The sequence below is a fragment of the Prosthecobacter dejongeii genome (assembly GCF_014203045.1).
In the GTDB taxonomy this organism is placed as follows: Bacteria; Verrucomicrobiota; Verrucomicrobiia; order Verrucomicrobiales; family Verrucomicrobiaceae; genus Prosthecobacter; species Prosthecobacter dejongeii.
Genome location: NZ_JACHIF010000002.1, coordinates 309,233 through 325,291, shown reverse-complemented (window position 1 = coordinate 325,291; position 16,059 = coordinate 309,233). Strand labels below are relative to the sequence as shown.

Sequence of the window (16,059 nt, the reverse complement as noted above, 5' to 3'; positions counted from 1 at the left end):
TGGTTAGGCAAAGGGGTTAGAGGGCCTGCAAAGCGCGGAGTTCTTCTTCCTCGTCGAAGTCGGGGGCGGTCGTCTCGGTGGCCTGGCCACGGCGGGGGGTGGTGAGGTGGAGGCGAGGTTTAGAGGTGCGGCTTTTGCGTGGGGCCTCAGCGGTGCGGTCAGCACTTGGCATCTCCACGGGGGTGGGTGTTTCGCGTTCGGGCGGGGTGCTCATGATGGGGTGGGTGGTGGCGGTTTCGGCGCGGTCGCTGGTCATCTCTTGAGTGAGCTGATTGCCAAAGCTGTCTTGAGCGTGGCTGATGCGGCGTCCTTGGAAGTTGGTGCCGCCAATGATGAGGCGGGTTGCTCGGCGCACCTGGGCAGCGGCGCGCTTCTGGCCAGGGCTGTAGCTCGCGCCATACAGATCCTCTTGCAGGCCATCGGGCATGTACTCAGCCACGCCGATGCGCTCGCCAAATCCCCAGCCCTCACGGTTACGGGCGGACTTGTCCCGATTGAAAACCTCGCAGCCTTCCCAGGCGCTGCCGGGTGTGAAGGCGACCAGTACTTCATGCCCATTGTCACAATGAACGTTAGGCGTGCGACTGCCGCCATGGACGCGGAAACGGAAGCTCACCGGGTAATGCGGGGCCTTCACTTCAATGATGCCCTTGCGCACGGTGGCGGTGGTCTTGATGGCGTGGAATCTCCACATGGAATCCGAGGGGCAAGGACGCTTGACGTGCGCTTTCCAAAGCTCAGCCGGAACACGAGTTTCATTGGCAAAGCACTGGCGGCGTTTGGGCCGCTGATTAAAGAGCGCCATCGCTTGGGCGACTGCATCGGCAGATTGCTCAATGGTCCAAAACTTGGAGAGAGCGTCCAGGTCGGGATTCTCGCGGTTGGCGCGCAGCATCAAACGAGTGGCCGCTTCAAACTCACCACGCTCGCGGCCAATGCTCAAGGTCTGGCCACTGAAGCCGTGATCCATGAGGGCCTGGAGCAAATCAAAGGCACCTTCCACGTTCGCCTTGCCGTCGCTGGTGTGCTTCTCGCGGATGTGGATGATCTTGTCCAGGCCACCCCAGCGAATGTCTTTGCCTTCGGCATCGGTGCCCAGCTTGACGCCCCAGATGAAGTCATTGTCCCAGCGGCCTTTTTCGATGCGCCAGATGTAAGGGAGGCCATGCTCTTCGACGATGGCCCGGAAATGGCTGGCGATGTCCTCGGCGCGGTAGCTGTCGCGCTCGCGGCCAATGTGGGATTCGCCTAACCAATTCAGGGCAAAGGCGTCAATGGTGGCCAGGATCTGACGGCCGAGCATTTCCTCTTGCGTGGCGGCGTCATGGAAGCGGAACGGATCATTGACGCTCATGTCATCGCTCTCCCAGATGGCCCCTGGATACCACGGGACAAGGTCACCTTCCGGCGTGCGGATCATCACGCCTCGGCGCTCGGTGCCGCGTGCATCGGTGGCGTGTTTGTCACCTCGGAATTGCGCGGCCTCTTGGGCCGTGGCGCGGCAGGCGCGTTGCACGCTGAGGGGCCAGGTGACCACCTTGCGGGCTTTGTTGGCGGCCTGCCAATGGGCCTGCATGGCGCGGGCCAGTTCCGGGCTGGCGCGGTGGCCTGTATCGGTGGGGCTGGCAATGCAGGCTTTGAGCGCCTTGAAATACGGCTCCTCGTTACCTGTCAAACCCTCAGCGATAAAGGCCTCGACCGCCAACGGCACGGACTTCTTAACGAGATGCCAAAACCGCAGGCGACGCGCATCGGCCTCGCCCAATTCCCACTTGGCCTTACGACCACGCTTCGCGGTCTCTTTGGGTTCTTGTATCGGGTTTGCATCGGCGGTCCAGCGGTAATAGTTGTTGTGATTGATCCCCACCTCAGCGCAGGCCTTGCGCAGGGGCGTGCCACTCTTCACCAGCCCCTGGATATGGGTGATGATGAGGGCGCGGTCTGCGGCGTTGGTGGGCTGGCCTTGGCGGGTGGCGATCATGAGAATAATTGGTTAGCGTGACCACCCTCCTAGGAGGATGAGGCAGGCGATGAAGAGGAGGCCCAAGACCAGCGCGGCAGCGAAGTCGCGGAAGAGGGCTTGAGAGTCTGTGAGCTCCTTGAAAAATACCCGTTGGCGGCGATGCTTGACGGGAGGTGTGGCGGGTTGGGTTTGCTCCTCTTCCTTGAGGAGGGCTTGGCAGCGCAGGGCCTCGGCGTGGTGCTGAGTCTTGCTCGCCAAAGCGAGGCCGATGGCGGCCAGTGTAGGCAGGCCGATGCCAGCGGCGATTTGGAGGATGTGAGGGGTGCTCATGGCGTTGGGGTGTGGGTGTTGATCAGACCTCGGCAGCGGCGAGGGCCTCGCTGACGGCGAGGCGGAAATCCGGGCTCATGTCCTTGAATTTCACGGTCATGAGTTGTTGCGCTTTGTTGCGCTCTTCGGGCGTCCAGGTGGTATAGAGCGCGCTGAAACGTGAGAAGGTGCCGAGAGGCTTATCCAGGCCGTGGAAGCCGCTGGGGGGCTTGGTCTGGCCACTGGTGGCCTTGCCGCCCTCAATGCCTGCCAGCACCGCACCCAGGCCATTGCCAGCCCAGATAGACATCTCGTATTGCTCCTTGAGAGACGCTGCTTCAATGGCCTCAACGGAATCGGGCTTGCTGCCAGGGGCATAAAAAGCGCGGTAAAGCTCAGCAGCTTGATGGATCAGGCCAATCGATACGCCAACTCTCTTGGCGAGTTCCTCCATGGAAATCTTCACTGAGTGAACTTTTTGCGGGCGTCCAGCGGTGCCTTCTGTCACCTCGGGATGCACAAGGATGGCGAGATATGCTCTCTGCCCCTTCGTCCAGTGGCGACGACCTACCACCGTGGCTTCAATGATGGTGCTGGCCTGGCTTTTGCTGATTTCAATCAGCGGTATTTTCGGGATATTGCGAGCCGTGGCCCATTCCAGGCGGTGGCGACCATCGGCCATGATCCATTTGCGGCCCTCACGGTAAGCTTTGATGGGTTCGAGGATGCCCTCGCGGTCCAGGCTCTGCCACAGGGCGTCCTGTTCGTCGGCCATCTCTTGCCCTGCCTTCTTGTGCTCTGCCTTGGATGCGCCAAGGAATCGGGCGGCTACATCGCTCATCATCGGGACGGATGCGAGCCGGGGATCAAGGGAAATGAGGGTGTGTCTAACAATGTGTGTTGTCATGGTTGAATGGCGGGAAAACTGAGGGGCAACGGGTTCCGGTTTCGTGTCCGGGGTTGTGAGGGAGGCGGGTTTCCGTTCCTCCAGAAGGAAGACAAAGGAGTCGGAGGGAATGGCTTTGGTGTTTCCCTTGGGTGGGTAGAGATGGACCTCTTTTCCGCACATGGGTCCGGCCTCATAAATGGTCTTGGAGCCTGGGATTTGAACCTTCTCCCCACGGACCAAGTTGGAGGCTTCAACGGACTGAGGCTTCATTGTCCGCCCTCCTGTGCAAACTCACGAAAGTTCAGTTGGAGCATCTCAGCTTCCCTCAACGCATTGGCTAAGTTGAGCGCATCCCTTGCTGTGGTTGCCAAGCCTGCGCGTTCGGCGATTTGCGCAATGCCTTCGTAAACGTCAGCCTTTTCAGTGGCGGGGAGGGAGTCGGCACCTTTGATGGCAGAAGCGATCATGGGCCGGATGAGGTTTGGAGAAAGCCTTCTCATATGTGAAACCCCAGTTCCTTTTTGATCTCTTCCTTCACGCCCGGGCACATCGTTTCATGATTGATGGCTATGCTCACTGTGTTGCGCTGACGACCGAGGCGGTTAGCAAGTGCCGCCACAGTGAGATTTCGCCGCATCATTGCCAGCTTGGCGGCTTCCTTGAAACTTGCCGCTTGCAAGGGTGGAGGTGTAGAGTTAGCGGTTGCCATATCCGAGTGATAATATGCTAACAATAAAACCGCAAACAAAAAGTGAGCATGGATTTAGATTTTGCTAACAGAATTTTACTGTTGCGTCGTGCCATGAGCATGAAGCAGGATGAATTTGCTAAGCTAATTCCCTGTTCAAGAAACTATCTGAGCATGGTTGAAGGTGGACGCGAGCCTTCCGAGACCTTTAAAACCAGAGTTGAGAGGTTAGAAAAAGCTCACAAATCTTCACTGAATGAAGATTTTGATCAGTCGGAGGCCTTGGATTTAAAACCGACTGAATCGGTTTTATCAGTGGCTGAAGAGCCCATTGCCTACGGTCCGCGAGGAAAATTAAAAGCCGGTCGCCTTGCATTGGGCATGACCGTGCCGCAGTTTGCCAAGGCGATTGGATACCCGGACACGGGCACGTATCAGGCCATTGAAGACGGGGTGTCCCGCATGGGGGAAAAGATGATTCGCAAAGCGGCCAAATTGTTGGGCATTAGCGAATCTGAATTGATGAACGGTGCGGATGAGCCTCCTAGCAGAGATGTCCCGTATGGATCATTCGGGGCAGTCCCCAATATCGGCATGGGGCCAGGCATGGAGAAAAGCCGGGCAAAGTTTGTCCCTCTGTTGAGCATGGCTGAATGTGGATCTTTGGGGGCGTGGGATGACAACGGTTATACTGGGGAGGGCTACCTGGCCTTTGACGTGAAAGACCCCAAGGCCTTCGCGGTGACGCTTTCAGGTGACAGCATGGCTCCCGTTTATACTCCAGGTGATGTAGCTATTGTTAGTCCTGGTGCCAAACCTCGTAATGGTATGGTGGTCATTGCGCGGCTGAATGATGGCCATAATGCCGATGTCATGTTCAAACTTTTTCAAGCCAGTGGTAACAAGGTGGTACTCTCCAGCTACAACCCTGCGTATCCGCCGATGGAATTTACTCCTGAGGCCTTCAGTTGGATTTATCCGGTGTCTCAGGTGAGCAAGAAGATGCCTGGGTTTTGACTTTGACACTGGTAAAAACCCCATTGAATCGGTGTCATCCACTCTATATGAAACGATTTCTCGCCCTAATTTTAATGATTGCTGTGCCCGCCTTCGCGAGAATTGGCGAGCTGCCGAGGGAATGTGAAGCCCGATATGGCGAGCCTGTCCAGGATGATGGTGACAGAAAATTTTACCGGATGTCCGGCATGATTATCATGTGTGACTTCTTTGAGGGGCATTGTGAAGGCATGATGCTGGCAAACGAAAAGCGAGATGCAGTGGGCAGGTCTCTACCTTTGAGCGCCGATGAAATCGATGTGCTCCTAGAAGCCAACAGTGGAGCCCAAAAATGGGAAATGGCGGCTTCTGCTGTTTTTAATAAAACATGGGTGACGGCAGATGCTGGCCGCGTTGCTCATTGGGATGAGATAAAGCGGGTATTGCTGATTCTTACGAAAGGCCAAAAAGAACGGTTGGAGGCGCTGAAAAAGAGTAACGTTCGCGAGAAGTTAAGGGGATTCTAATCATGATCCAGCGCCCTGGCAATTTTGGCAAAAAGCACCATGAACCCCGTTCCTCAGGCCTCAGACATGCCGTGGTATTTCTGGCCTCTCGCGGTCTTGGCTTGGGTGGCCTGGAAAGTCTTTCGCGAATGGCTGCGTAGGCGAGCCCGATGAATTAACAAAGCCCGCAAGCGATAAGGCCTGCGGGCTTTTTGTTTGGGTTGTTGGTTAGGCTCAGGCACCCTGGCACCTCCGGCACTTAGAGGTATTGAGGCGGGTGGGGCAGTCTGAGGAATGCTCAAGGCCGCCACTGACACCGCTCTGACTCTCTGCGCTTTCCGCGCCGATGGCGCTGCGCTGTCAGGCGGCACCCGCTCTGCCCCCACTCGTCTGGTCGTGGCTCCTTTGGGCAGTCATGATGCCCGTGGTCGTGGCAAGGTCATTGTCTCAGCGGCCACGCTGGAAGGCTTTGCGGAGCGCCAGGCGGCGGCTAAGCTCGGCACCCGGCTGGCGCTCGACTTTGAGCATGAGACCGTGCCAGGCACGCCCGCTTATGCAGCCAGCCAGGAGCCGCGCAACATTGCGGCCTGGGCCACTTGCTCCGCTGTGCCAGGGGAAGGTCTGGTCTATCACGACATCGAATGGACCCCGATGGGCCTGCGGGCCTGGAAGCGCAAGCTCTTCCAAGACATCTCCCCCGCCGTTTTCCGCCGTGCCGATGGCACCGTCATTGCCCTGCATTCCGCCGCGCTCTGCCGCCATGGCGAGATTGACGGCCTAACCATTTCCGCTGCCGCCGCTGGGCCTCAACTCGCGCCTTTCTTTGCCGCCCTTTCCGCCTCTCTCCCATCCGAATCCGCACCCATGAAACCGACTCCTGAATTGATCGCCCTGTTTACCGCCCTCGGCATGACTCTCGCTGCCGATGCTGACGAAGCCACTGTTACCACGGCCCTGAAAGACGCTGTGGCCAAGATCGAAGCCGCTGCGAAGAAAGCCCCTGACGCCATGAGTGCCGACATGCAGGCCATTGAAGGTCGTGTCACGGCCCTCAGCACTGAAGTCAAGACTCTGCAAGGTGAGCGCGATGAACTCAAGCGCGCTGAGCTGATTCGCCAAGCCACGGCTGAGGGCAAGATCATCCCCCTGAGTGCCGAGACCCTCAAGAACACTCCCCTGGATGTCTTGGCGGACATCGTCAAGCAAGCCAAGCCTGGCGAGGTGCCTCTCAATGCCCACCAGACGGGCAAAGAAACCAAGGGCAGTGTCGAAGCCTTCAGCGCTGCTTCCATCGCTCGCTTGGAGGCCATGGGGCTGAAGCCTGAGGATGTGGCCAAATACGCGCCGCAGTGCCTCCCCGCTGCCTAGGCCGCCTAACCAAGTTGCGAGGCGTCCTAGATGCCCGCGAAAGCCCGCGAGACCCCATTCCATTTCCTCACCCTCTCACTGATCCACGACCATGGCTGACACCACCGTATCCATCCCCATTGACCGCCGCTCTGGCAACATCATCCTTGCCCCCATCGCAGCGACCACCAAGATCCTGCAAGGCACCATCGTTTGCCGCAACGCTTCCGGTTACGCTGTGCCTGGGAGTGACACCGCCAACTTGGTCACACTCGGCCTTGCGGCTGAAGAAGTGGACAATTCTGGAGGTGCGGCTGGAGATCTCAGTGTGCGTATCGAACGCGGCGAGACCTACAAGCTGCTCAATGACCCCACCAACCCGGTCACCATCGCCAGCATCATGACAGGCGGGGCGGCGGTCATCAAAGATAACCAGACTGTCTGTGTCGCTGCTGGCGCCACGAATGACATCCCTGTCGGCAGGCCCGTGCAGGTAGATGCAGACGGCGTGTGGATTGAGATCCCATAACCACCTGCCCAACAACCCCTCACCCATCCTCCCACTGATCATCCATTTATGAAAGGCGTCGTTATCAATACCTCTGTACTCCGCGACATTGACGCGGGGTTCCAAACCAACTTCAACCGCGCTATCGGCAACGTGCCTGCTTTCTACAAAAAGCTGTGCATGTCGGTGCCGAGCGTCACAGCGGAGAATGTCTATGCCTGGCTGGCCTCGCTCCCAGCCATCAGCGAGAAGACTGCCGAGATCATCAAGACCCGCCTCCAGGTCTTGGGGCAATCCGTGCTCAATAAGGAGTTTGCGGGCATTGTCGAAGTGCCACGCACGGCCATTGAGGATGATCAATATGGCGTCTTCGCGCCGACTGCGGCCCTCTGGGGTCAGCGCGCTGGGCAGTCTCCAGACTTGGAGCTCATCAAATGGTTAGGCCTGAGTTTCACCACTTCTAAGTCGTATGATGGCAAGCCCTTCTTCGCGGCTGACCATAAGGCGCATGGTCGTGCGGCGGCTTGGAGCAATCTGGGCACCAAGAAACTCAGCGCGACCAACTTCCAGCTCGCTTATGCCAACCTGCGGGATCGTCGGGATGCGGCGGGTGTGCCTCTGTTCACGCTGCTCAATCCAGCTCAGGTCTATCTGGTGGTGTGCTCTGACGATGAGGCGACGGCGGACTCCATCGTCAAGTTGGCGACTCTTGCCGGGGGTGGAGAAAACCCGAATTTCAACAAGGCTCAAGTCTTGGTGCTGCCTGGTCTCCAGCCAGCGGGGGCGGCCCGCCCTTGGTTCCTCTTGGATTGCGGCGGAGAGGTCAAGCCCATCATCTATCAGGAGCGTGTGAAATTTGAGCTGACCGCCAACATGTCACTCACTGCTGACAAGGTCTTCAATGATGACCTCTTTAGCTGGAAGGCTCGCGGTCGTTTCGCCATCGCTGGCGGCCTGCCTGAATACGCCTACGGCTCCACGGGTGCTGATGCGGCCTAACCAAGTGTGACCACCCGGTCAAGCGGGGCCGCTGGGGTGTATTTATCATCTCTCCATCGCTGGCGGCTCCGCCTCATTCTTTCTCTTCTCTGCTCATGAAAAGTTCCTCTCCTTTCCTTTCTCTGTGGCTGCTCCTGGTGGCCTTCTTTATCGCCTTGAATCCGATGCAGTCGGCAACGGCTGCGGATGTCACCATCACGGCGGCTAACCTCACGCCGGGTGCCAATGCTCAATACCGGTATGGCAAGGCTGGCGTGGCCATCACGGCGGGCCAGCTCATTTATCTGGATGTCAGTGACAACACCTGGAAGCTCACCGACTCCAACTCGGCAACGGCGGCGGCCAGGGATGTGGATGGCCTCGCGGCTACCACCTCCGGCACGGGTCAGCCTGTCACCATCATCACGGCAGATGATGACCTCACCTTGGGCGGCACCGTCGTCAATGGCACCATCTACGTGGCCAGCGCCAACCCTGGCGCGATAGCTCCAGCGGCAGACCTCACCACAGGCTGGCGGCCCATCGTCATCGCCGTGGCCAAGTCCACCACCAAGATCCTTTTCCGGGCCGAGGGCCTGCGGTCTCCGACTGCGTTGTAACACTTTTGGGCAGGGGTGCCCAAGCCAAAGGGGAGCAGGCCGGGAGCGAAAGTCTCCGGCCTGCTTTTTTAAAGACCACTCTCGTTTTCACATGGCCTACTTTACTCAAGACGATCTATCCGCGCTCATCCCTGAGGGCTGGCTCACTGAGGGCCTGGATGATAACAGCGACGGCACTCAAGATGCCTTCACGAAAGTGCAAAGGCTGGCTGAGGCCCGTGTCAATGGCGTCCTGGGCCAGCGGTATGCCGTGCCGTTTGCGCCGGGCAATGCGGGGCTGGATGCTTTCTTGTTAGACGTGGCTTCTCATGTGGCGGCCCGCCTGGTTTATCAGCGTCGGGGCCTGTTGGATAAATTCCCCTTTGCGGCTGATTTCGAGATCCTTTGGTCTCGCCTGGGCCGCATTGCGAGCGGCGAAGATCCACTCTCGCCAGTCATTGAGCAGGTCAATGACACCGTGGCCGTCATTAGCGAGCCAAGCCGAGTCTATTCCAAATCAGCGGGACACTAACCATGACGCTATCTGCTCTGCTCATTGCTCTGGAGGATACGCTGCAACCCCTCATGGCTGATGCCGGGGGTGTGCTGGCGGTCGCGGATACCGAATACGATGCGCTGGAATCCCTGACGCAGGCCGCTGACCGTTGGCGTGTGGTAATGGTGCCAGGCGGCAATGACAGCATGGAGAGCGGGGATGATGTGGGTGGGTATGTCTCCGATCAGATCCACTTTTATGTGACGGCCCCTCTCGGCCTGGCAGCCAATCCGTCTAAAGGATTGCATCGCAGCAAGCCCAATGCCACCCCCTCTTTTTTGGCGCGCCTGGAATGGCTGATGCGGGAGGTGCGTGGCCTAACGGTGGATGATGAAAGTCTCGACCAAGAGTGTGGTCGCGCTTTCCGCTTTGGCGGCTGGGATTGGGTGCGTGTGGAGGGCATGCCTTGGCGTGCAGCGCGGGTGCGTTTCACTGTGCGTTATGTCCTCACCGATACCGATGGCCCTGACCCACTGCCGCCCATCATGCTGAGGGGTGTTGGTTATCTCCCTCCTGGCGGCGCGCCTGGCCAGGTCATTGTCAAGACTGGCCCTGGCGACTTCGAGGTCGCTTGGGGAACGCCTGCCGAGGGTCTCGCTATGGCCGTGGTCGGTAACTATCTCCACATCACCGATGGCGACGGCGTCACAAAGCGCGTGCGGATGGTTGAGCTTTGATTTTTATGCCCATGAAAAAACACCTGAAATCCTTCCTGGCCTTGGCGCTGGGGATGTTCAACACCTTGGCTTTGGCGCAGTCCAGCGGACTGGCGTTAGATCGTTACGTTGGCACTAGCTTCATTGAGGTGCGGTTGCCTGCCGTGCCTAACTCCATCTTGGCTTTTGACTCCAACGGCATCCCCATCACGGCGGCACTAACCACGGGTCTTTCGGTTTCGAGTGGTCAGCTCATCCTGTCGCCAGCCTGGTCTCAGCTCAGCGGCGTGCCTAGCACGTTCACGCCTTCAGCTCACAGTCACATCATTGGCGATGTCACGGGCCTGCAAGCCGCATTGGATGGCAAGCTCGCAACCTCAGCCATCTCGGCCTTTGGCCTCACGTTGGTGGATGATCTCAGCGCCTCGGCAGCACGCACCACGTTAGGCCTGGGCACTCTGGCGGCCGCTAACTCGCTGGCCTTTGCGGATCTCACCAGCAAGCCCACGACCTTGGCAGGCTATGGCATCACGGACCCCATTGTTTTGACCTCGGGCAGCTATGCAAACCCGTCATGGCTCGCCTCGTTAGCGTGGTCAAAGATCACAGGCGCGCCGACGACGTTGGCGGGCTATGGCATCACCGATCCCATTGTCTTGACCTCCGGCAGTTATGCCAACCCGGCCTGGCTGACTTCGTTAGCCTGGTCAAAGCTCACAGGGGTGCCAAGTACCTTTGCGCCCTCGGCTCATGCTCACATCATTGGCGATGTCACGGGACTGCAAAGCGCGCTGGATGGCAAGCTCGCAAACTCGGCAGTCTCGGCCTTTGGGCTGACTCTTGTGGATGATCTCAGCGCCTCGGCAGCACGCGCCACATTAGGCCTGGGGACTCTGGCGGTCGCCAACTCGCTGGCCTTTGCGGACCTCACCAGCAAGCCCACGACCTTGGCAGGCTATGGCATCACGGACCCCATTGTTTTGACCTCGGGCAGCTATGCAAACCCGTCATGGCTCGCCTCGTTAGCGTGGTCAAAGATCACAGGCGCGCCGACCAGCTTGGCAGGCTACGGCATCACCGATCCTGTCGTCTTGACCTCCGGCAGTTACGGCAACCCGGCCTGGCTGACTTCGTTAGCCTGGTCAAAGCTCACGGGGGTGCCTAGCACCTTTGCGCCTTCAGGTCACAGTCACATCATTGGCGATGTCACAGGCCTGCAAAGCGCGCTGGATGGCAAGCTCGCTTCCTCGGCAGTCTCGGCCTTTGGTCTCACATTGGTGGATGATCTCAGCGCGTCCGCTGCGCAGTCCACTTTGGGTTTGGTCATCGGCTCTCAAGTACAGGCTTATGATTTGGATCTCGACGACTTGGCAGACGGCAGCCTCACGGGCAGCAAGGTGGGCAGCGGGATCTCCGCCAGCAACATCACCTCGGGCACACTGCCCGTGGCTCGCATCGGCACGGGGGACATTGGAGCCACTCAGATCGCCAGCACCTCCGTGACGCCGGGGAGCTACACCTCCGCCAACATCACGGTGGATGCAGACGGACGAATTACCTCGGCGAATAACGGATCGCCGGGGGGAATCACCGCCCTAACGGGGGATGTGACTGCCTCGGGCTCTGGCTCAGTGGCCGCCACGTTGGCCCCCACGGGCGTGACAGCGGGGGCGTATCCCATCGCTGGCTTTACAGTGGACTCCAAAGGCCGTCTTTCGGATGTGACGCCTTACCTTTTGGACTATGCCAATGGCGTGCCTCTAATGACCCCTGCCATCAATCCTCCTGGTGCGTATGGAGTGCGCTTTTGGTTCAATCCAGACTGGCCTGATGAGCCACCCTTCAGCTATTCTCATGTGCATCTTTTGGCTGATCCTTACAGTGAAGATGGCGCGGCGATCTTGCTGCCGCGCAAGGCGGGTCGCCTGCTCCTTGGCCCGAGTACATATGGCTCTGATGGCGATGTCGTCGTCTCCAATGGTGACGGCACTACTCGTTATGAGGCCATCGGGGGCGGCACGGGCACGGTCACGTATGTGGATGCCAGCGGCGGCAGTACGGGCTTCACTTTCACAGGCGTACCCGTGACGGGCAGCGGCACCCTGGTGCTGGCAGTCAACAATGCAGCAACGGTGCGCAGCTCTATCGGTGTGGCCATCGGCTCTCAAGTGCAGGCTTATGATGCGGATCTCGACGACCTCGCAGACGGCAGCCTCACAGGCAGCAAGGTGGGCACCGGGATCTCCGCCAGCAACATCACCTCAGGCACGCTGCCCGTGGCCCGCATCGGCACGGGGGATATTGGAGCCACTCAGATCGCCAGCACCGCCGTGACACCTGGCAGCTACACGATGAGCAATGTCACAGTGGATGCTGATGGGCGGATCACGGCGGCAGGCAACGGCAGCGCGGTGCAGGTGGATATTTACGATGGCTCTATCCTGACGGCTGGCGCTGGCCCAACTACAACTACCTGGAACAAGCCTGCTGGCTGCAAAGCCATAGAGGTCTATATGATTGGCGGGGGAGGGAGCGGCGGCAGCGGTCGGCAGGGAGCTGGCAGCACCGTGCGCGGCGGCGGTGGTGGCGGTGCTGCGGGGGCTCGGGTGCATGTCATCCTTGATCCTGCCGAGGTGCCCAGCTCAGTCACGGTGAGTTATGCGGGAAGGCGGCTGGGCGGCCAAGCCGTCACTCTGGCGAGCACGAATGGCGACGCGGGGACGAATGGCGTGGCATCCTCTTTTGGAAACTGGACGGCGGTAGGAGGTGCGGGCGGTTCGGCGGGCACCACGGCCACGGTCACAGGGGGCGCGGCTGTGCCTGACTCTTGCGCAGCCATGGGGGTGACGACTGCCAACCTCGGCGGCGGCAGCGGTGGCACAGGCGGCGGGACGGCTGGGGCAAGTGGCTTTGGCGTCTTGCCAACGGGCGGTGGTGGAGGCGGGGGCATTACCTCCGCCAATGCACAGTCCGTTGGCCTAGCTGGCGGTGGGGCATCTGGAATCTACACTCAGGCGGGGGCGGCAGCGGCCACGGCTGGCACGGCCATTGGATACATTGGGTTAGGCGGCGGCGGTGGCGGTGGCGGCACCAATGCAGGCGGCGCGGCTCAATCCGGCGCGGATGGGGCAAACTATGGCGGCGGCGGTGGTGGTGGCGGCGGCAGTGTGAATACTATCAGCTCGGGCGCGGGTGGCCGTGGTGGCGCGGGCCTGGTTATTGTCCGCAGCTACTTCTAACACCCTGGAACCTCCGGCACTTAGCCGGAAGAGCCTGAGCGCGGCAGGCTGTGAACATGTCCGCACCGCGCACCATCATCGGAAACGCCGATCTTATTTTCGGCACACTTGAACTGGCTGGCACTGTCTTTGGCCAGGTGGAATCTGGCTCCATTGAGCACATGGGGGATGAGGAAGGCATCCCCGATTCTGAGGGCGGCTGGCAGTCTTACCTGATCACGAATCCGCAGTATAACATTCAGTTCACGGCCATCTTCCCCAAGACTGCTGAGCTGCCTACGATTGGTGCTCGTGTTGACATCACCAAGCTAAATCTCGCTGCCAACCTGCTGAAATGGAAGCTGGTCTATGAGGGAAAGCGGGCACGCAAGATCGAGATCACGGCTGCGCATTGGGCCAGCATCGGCGGCGTCATTGGCGTGGGTGCCACGGTCACGGTGGAAGGCGGCGGCGCGGGGGCTGTGCCGCCACCTGCCGAAGACTGATCTCGCAACCTTCCACTGAATCCATCCCCATGAACCCTACCGACACCCGGCCCGTCATCACCGAACGCACAGCCTCGCTCCATGAGGCCGAGGCAGGCATCCGTGGCCGCCTGGAAGCCCAAGCAGCGGGCGCAGATCCTCACCAACTGCGCACCGTCTTGCGGGCCGCCCGCGCCGGCGAAACTCCGCGCAACCTGACCACCATCGGCGGTCTGCCCATGCATGACATGTGCCTGGCCGTGAGCACCGCCAATGAGGCTCTCAAAGCTCACCCCTTTGCCTGCGCGACAAGCCAGTCCATCACCGTGGCCCGCACGGCCTTCCTCTTTCATGATCCCATCGGAGCCTATGAGCTGCTGCGGACTCGCGAAGCGGATGACCTGGCGGAACTGGATAGCCAGGCCTTGGAGCTGGTCGGTGGGTGGGGGAAAGAAGAGATGACGGCCTTTGCTGATCACATGCGGGCCGTGGCCCCCGCTCCGGCCCCTCAAGAGGTGAAGCTGGGAAAGCGGGAAGCGGCGAAGAGGAGGAAGCCGCTGAAGCCGGGACGGGGCCGATGACCTCCGGGCAAGCAGTGGCCGCGCTGGCTGCTGCGATGCCTAAAGCCGGGCCGGGGGCTGGGTGGGTGATGGCCTTCATCGAGATCCTCTGCGCGGAGTATCGCTTCACTCTCGCGGAGGTGGTTCTCGGCCTGCCTTTGGAGGCAGGGCTTGCCCTCATTGAGGCCCGCGCCTGCCGCATCAATCCCCGCTACGCCATCGGCTACATCGAGCGGGCCATCTGGAGAGCCCGCGATGAATGCCGGGCCGAGCTCGAAAAAGTTTACCGAATCATTCCCTAGCCGTGCCTGATCTCTCTTACACCCTTGGCCTCGACAGCTCCGGCTTTGCCGGGACGGTGAGCAGTGCCATCGGCGTCCTGGGCAGTCTGGATCTGGCCATTAACCTGGTCAATCGGGCGGCCCGTGTGATGGCCAGCTCCTTTGAAAAGGCGGCGTCCATGGAGTCGGTAGAGACCGCCATCGGCACCATCCTGAAGGATGCCAATCTAACCAAAGATGTGATGTCGGAGTTGAAGCGCATCGGCGCTGAGACTCCCTTTGAGATGTCCGACCTGGCCCCCGCTGCCCGTGCTCTTTTGGGGGCTGGCACGGCGGCGAAGGATCTGGGCAAACAGATCAAGATGCTGGGCGATGTCGCCAGTGGTGCGGACACGGATCTCGGCGGCCTGGTCAGCATCTTCAATCAGATTCGCGGCAAAGGCACGTTGGCGACTGAGGAGTTTCTCCAGCTCGCTGAACGCGGTGTTGCTGGGCTGCGCGAAGAGATCGCCAAGTTCAAAGGCATCAATGTCAATGAGGTGGGCGATGCCCTGACTAAAGGCGCGGTGTCGGCCAAAGACTTCGAGAACATCCTGGGCCGCATGACAGGCAATGGGGGTGCGTACTTCGCCAGCATGTCCCGTCAGAGCGAGACCTTTGCGGGTAAGCTCAGCACCCTGAGCGATGCCTGGTCATCTCTCCAGGTCGCCTTTGCCGCACCGATCAACGAGGCTCTCAAGCCCATCATGGATGACCTCACCAGCCTGGGCGGCATCATTGAGCCCGTCTTTGCGGCAGTTGGCGGGCAAGTGGCCGAGGTCATTTCTTCTTTCCGCGAGTTCATCTTGCAAATCAATGAGGGGGCAGGCGGGGTGGATGCCCTCACTAGCAGCTTTGGCGACTTGTTGGGGACTGTGGATGAGTTGATTAAAATCCCGTTTGGGGCCATTGCGGATGGTATGCCAGAGTTGGGAATGGCATTGCTTACGGCCCTCCTCCCCGCCTTGCAGATGCTCGATGCGAAGCTCGGGGCTATCGTGCTGCACTTCGCTAGTGACATGGCCAATGGCATGGCGGATGTGCTCCGAGCAATGGGCGACGAAACCTGGATGGATTTTGGAGCATTCACGGCGGCCGCTGATACCTTAAGCGGCACGGCTTCAAATCTTGAAAAGGGAGCTGGCCGGGAAGAGCTCCGTGCCGATTCGGTGCAGTTAAAGAGCGGTTTTGATCCCGCCAAGGCATTGCTCAATGAGGGCATGAGGGACATATTGGATGGCCTCGTCAGTCGCGGGCGCGCATTCAACCAAGGCATGACGGGCGGCGCGGAAGCCCTGCCCGATGTGTCCGTCTCTGAAGATCTCTTCACTCGCCTAGCCAATGCCGCTGCGCCTGGCATCGCCCAACCCTTTGCAGACGCAGGCATGCAGAGCAGTAGCCCTCAGGACGTGCAGCAATCGCTGGTGCGCCTGGATGCCATCCTTAACGAGCTGCAACGCCTCAACACTTTCTGACCCCTC

The 16,059-nt window shown here is 59.8% G+C and carries 18 protein-coding genes; 13 read left to right on the top strand and 5 right to left on the bottom strand.

Going from position 1 to position 16,059, the window contains the following annotated elements:
• Nucleotides 1-16 precede the first annotated feature (16 nt).
• The 5 genes from HNQ64_RS06610 to HNQ64_RS06590 all read right to left on the bottom strand — a co-directional run bounded on the left by HNQ64_RS06610 (nucleotide 17) and on the right by HNQ64_RS06590 (nucleotide 3,870).
• Nucleotides 17-1,981, bottom strand: a complete 1,965-nt coding sequence (locus HNQ64_RS06610) for a hypothetical protein (protein ID WP_184206700.1) — start codon at nucleotides 1,979-1,981, stop codon at nucleotides 17-19.
• 12 nt (nucleotides 1,982-1,993) lie between these two features.
• Nucleotides 1,994-2,293, bottom strand: a complete 300-nt coding sequence (locus tag HNQ64_RS06605; RefSeq protein WP_184206698.1) for a hypothetical protein — start codon at nucleotides 2,291-2,293, stop codon at nucleotides 1,994-1,996.
• A 22-nt stretch (nucleotides 2,294-2,315) separates the two neighbouring features.
• Nucleotides 2,316-3,179, bottom strand: coding sequence for a ParB N-terminal domain-containing protein (locus HNQ64_RS06600; protein ID WP_184206696.1), 864 nt, complete (start codon nucleotides 3,177-3,179; stop codon nucleotides 2,316-2,318).
• Nucleotides 3,180-3,427: 248 nt separating this feature from the next.
• Nucleotides 3,428-3,628, bottom strand: a complete 201-nt coding sequence (locus HNQ64_RS06595) for a hypothetical protein (RefSeq protein WP_184206694.1) — start codon at nucleotides 3,626-3,628, stop codon at nucleotides 3,428-3,430.
• Between the two features lie 29 nt (nucleotides 3,629-3,657).
• Nucleotides 3,658-3,870: a hypothetical protein gene (locus HNQ64_RS06590; protein WP_184206692.1), complete on the bottom strand. Its 213-nt coding sequence runs from the start codon at nucleotides 3,868-3,870 to the stop codon at nucleotides 3,658-3,660.
• 48 nt (nucleotides 3,871-3,918) lie between these two features.
• Here HNQ64_RS06590 and HNQ64_RS06585 point away from each other — a divergent pair, with 48 nt between their 5' ends.
• The 13 genes from HNQ64_RS06585 (at nucleotide 3,919) to HNQ64_RS06525 (ending at nucleotide 16,053) form a co-directional block, all read left to right on the top strand.
• Complete coding sequence (locus HNQ64_RS06585; protein WP_184206690.1) at nucleotides 3,919-4,866, top strand: S24 family peptidase; 948 nt, start codon at nucleotides 3,919-3,921, stop codon at nucleotides 4,864-4,866.
• A 47-nt stretch (nucleotides 4,867-4,913) separates the two neighbouring features.
• The gene (locus HNQ64_RS06580) at nucleotides 4,914-5,372 is read left to right on the top strand and encodes a hypothetical protein (RefSeq protein ID WP_184206688.1); all 459 of its coding nucleotides are present in this window, start codon (nucleotides 4,914-4,916) and stop codon (nucleotides 5,370-5,372) included.
• 273 nt (nucleotides 5,373-5,645) lie between these two features.
• Nucleotides 5,646-6,719, top strand: a complete 1,074-nt coding sequence (locus tag HNQ64_RS06575; RefSeq protein ID WP_184206686.1) for a phage protease — start codon at nucleotides 5,646-5,648, stop codon at nucleotides 6,717-6,719.
• Nucleotides 6,720-6,810: 91 nt separating this feature from the next.
• Nucleotides 6,811-7,227 (top strand): hypothetical protein, encoded by a 417-nt coding sequence (locus HNQ64_RS06570; protein ID WP_184206684.1) that lies wholly within the window; start codon nucleotides 6,811-6,813, stop codon nucleotides 7,225-7,227.
• Nucleotides 7,228-7,275: 48 nt separating this feature from the next.
• Nucleotides 7,276-8,205 carry a Mu-like prophage major head subunit gpT family protein gene (locus HNQ64_RS06565; RefSeq protein WP_184206682.1) on the top strand — a complete coding sequence of 310 codons (930 nt, stop codon included), beginning with the start codon at nucleotides 7,276-7,278 and terminating at the stop codon, nucleotides 8,203-8,205.
• 95 nt (nucleotides 8,206-8,300) lie between these two features.
• Nucleotides 8,301-8,804 (top strand): hypothetical protein, encoded by a 504-nt coding sequence (locus tag HNQ64_RS06560; RefSeq protein ID WP_184206680.1) that lies wholly within the window; start codon nucleotides 8,301-8,303, stop codon nucleotides 8,802-8,804.
• A gap of 91 nt (nucleotides 8,805-8,895) precedes the next feature.
• A complete protein-coding gene (locus HNQ64_RS06555; RefSeq protein ID WP_184206678.1) occupies nucleotides 8,896-9,315 on the top strand; it encodes a phage protein Gp36 family protein in 420 nt (139 codons plus the stop codon).
• A gap of 2 nt (nucleotides 9,316-9,317) precedes the next feature.
• A complete protein-coding gene (locus HNQ64_RS06550; RefSeq protein WP_184206676.1) occupies nucleotides 9,318-10,016 on the top strand; it encodes a hypothetical protein in 699 nt (232 codons plus the stop codon).
• Between the two features lie 11 nt (nucleotides 10,017-10,027).
• Nucleotides 10,028-13,234, top strand: a complete 3,207-nt coding sequence (locus HNQ64_RS06545; protein WP_184206674.1) for a beta strand repeat-containing protein — start codon at nucleotides 10,028-10,030, stop codon at nucleotides 13,232-13,234.
• A 56-nt stretch (nucleotides 13,235-13,290) separates the two neighbouring features.
• On the top strand, nucleotides 13,291-13,719 hold the full coding sequence (locus HNQ64_RS06540) for a hypothetical protein (RefSeq protein WP_184206672.1): 429 nt from the start codon (nucleotides 13,291-13,293) through the stop codon (nucleotides 13,717-13,719).
• A gap of 29 nt (nucleotides 13,720-13,748) precedes the next feature.
• Nucleotides 13,749-14,279: a hypothetical protein gene (locus HNQ64_RS06535; protein WP_184206670.1), complete on the top strand. Its 531-nt coding sequence runs from the start codon at nucleotides 13,749-13,751 to the stop codon at nucleotides 14,277-14,279.
• On the top strand, nucleotides 14,276-14,560 hold the full coding sequence (locus HNQ64_RS06530; protein ID WP_184206668.1) for a hypothetical protein: 285 nt from the start codon (nucleotides 14,276-14,278) through the stop codon (nucleotides 14,558-14,560). Before HNQ64_RS06535 ends, HNQ64_RS06530 begins: the two co-directional genes overlap by 4 nt.
• A gap of 2 nt (nucleotides 14,561-14,562) precedes the next feature.
• On the top strand, nucleotides 14,563-16,053 hold the full coding sequence (locus tag HNQ64_RS06525; RefSeq protein WP_184206666.1) for a tape measure protein: 1,491 nt from the start codon (nucleotides 14,563-14,565) through the stop codon (nucleotides 16,051-16,053).
• Nucleotides 16,054-16,059 lie beyond the last annotated feature (6 nt).

Excerpts from the sequence above, each read along its gene's own strand:
- HNQ64_RS06610 (WP_184206700.1), bottom strand. The coding sequence starts at position 1,981 with ATGATCGCCACCCGCCAAGGCCAGCCCACCAACGCCGCAGACCGCGCC.
- HNQ64_RS06605 (WP_184206698.1), bottom strand. The coding sequence starts at position 2,293 with ATGAGCACCCCTCACATCCTCCAAATCGCCGCTGGCATCGGCCTGCCT.
- HNQ64_RS06600 (WP_184206696.1), bottom strand. The coding sequence starts at position 3,179 with ATGACAACACACATTGTTAGACACACCCTCATTTCCCTTGATCCCCGG.
- HNQ64_RS06595 (WP_184206694.1), bottom strand. The coding sequence starts at position 3,628 with ATGATCGCTTCTGCCATCAAAGGTGCCGACTCCCTCCCCGCCACTGAA.
- HNQ64_RS06590 (WP_184206692.1), bottom strand. The coding sequence starts at position 3,870 with ATGGCAACCGCTAACTCTACACCTCCACCCTTGCAAGCGGCAAGTTTC.
- HNQ64_RS06585 (WP_184206690.1), top strand. The coding sequence starts at position 3,919 with ATGGATTTAGATTTTGCTAACAGAATTTTACTGTTGCGTCGTGCCATG.
- HNQ64_RS06580 (WP_184206688.1), top strand. The coding sequence starts at position 4,914 with ATGAAACGATTTCTCGCCCTAATTTTAATGATTGCTGTGCCCGCCTTC.
- HNQ64_RS06575 (WP_184206686.1), top strand. The coding sequence starts at position 5,646 with ATGCTCAAGGCCGCCACTGACACCGCTCTGACTCTCTGCGCTTTCCGC.
- HNQ64_RS06570 (WP_184206684.1), top strand. The coding sequence starts at position 6,811 with ATGGCTGACACCACCGTATCCATCCCCATTGACCGCCGCTCTGGCAAC.
- HNQ64_RS06565 (WP_184206682.1), top strand. The coding sequence starts at position 7,276 with ATGAAAGGCGTCGTTATCAATACCTCTGTACTCCGCGACATTGACGCG.
- HNQ64_RS06560 (WP_184206680.1), top strand. The coding sequence starts at position 8,301 with ATGAAAAGTTCCTCTCCTTTCCTTTCTCTGTGGCTGCTCCTGGTGGCC.
- HNQ64_RS06555 (WP_184206678.1), top strand. The coding sequence starts at position 8,896 with ATGGCCTACTTTACTCAAGACGATCTATCCGCGCTCATCCCTGAGGGC.
- HNQ64_RS06550 (WP_184206676.1), top strand. The coding sequence starts at position 9,318 with ATGACGCTATCTGCTCTGCTCATTGCTCTGGAGGATACGCTGCAACCC.
- HNQ64_RS06545 (WP_184206674.1), top strand. The coding sequence starts at position 10,028 with ATGAAAAAACACCTGAAATCCTTCCTGGCCTTGGCGCTGGGGATGTTC.
- HNQ64_RS06540 (WP_184206672.1), top strand. The coding sequence starts at position 13,291 with ATGTCCGCACCGCGCACCATCATCGGAAACGCCGATCTTATTTTCGGC.
- HNQ64_RS06535 (WP_184206670.1), top strand. The coding sequence starts at position 13,749 with ATGAACCCTACCGACACCCGGCCCGTCATCACCGAACGCACAGCCTCG.
- HNQ64_RS06530 (WP_184206668.1), top strand. The coding sequence starts at position 14,276 with ATGACCTCCGGGCAAGCAGTGGCCGCGCTGGCTGCTGCGATGCCTAAA.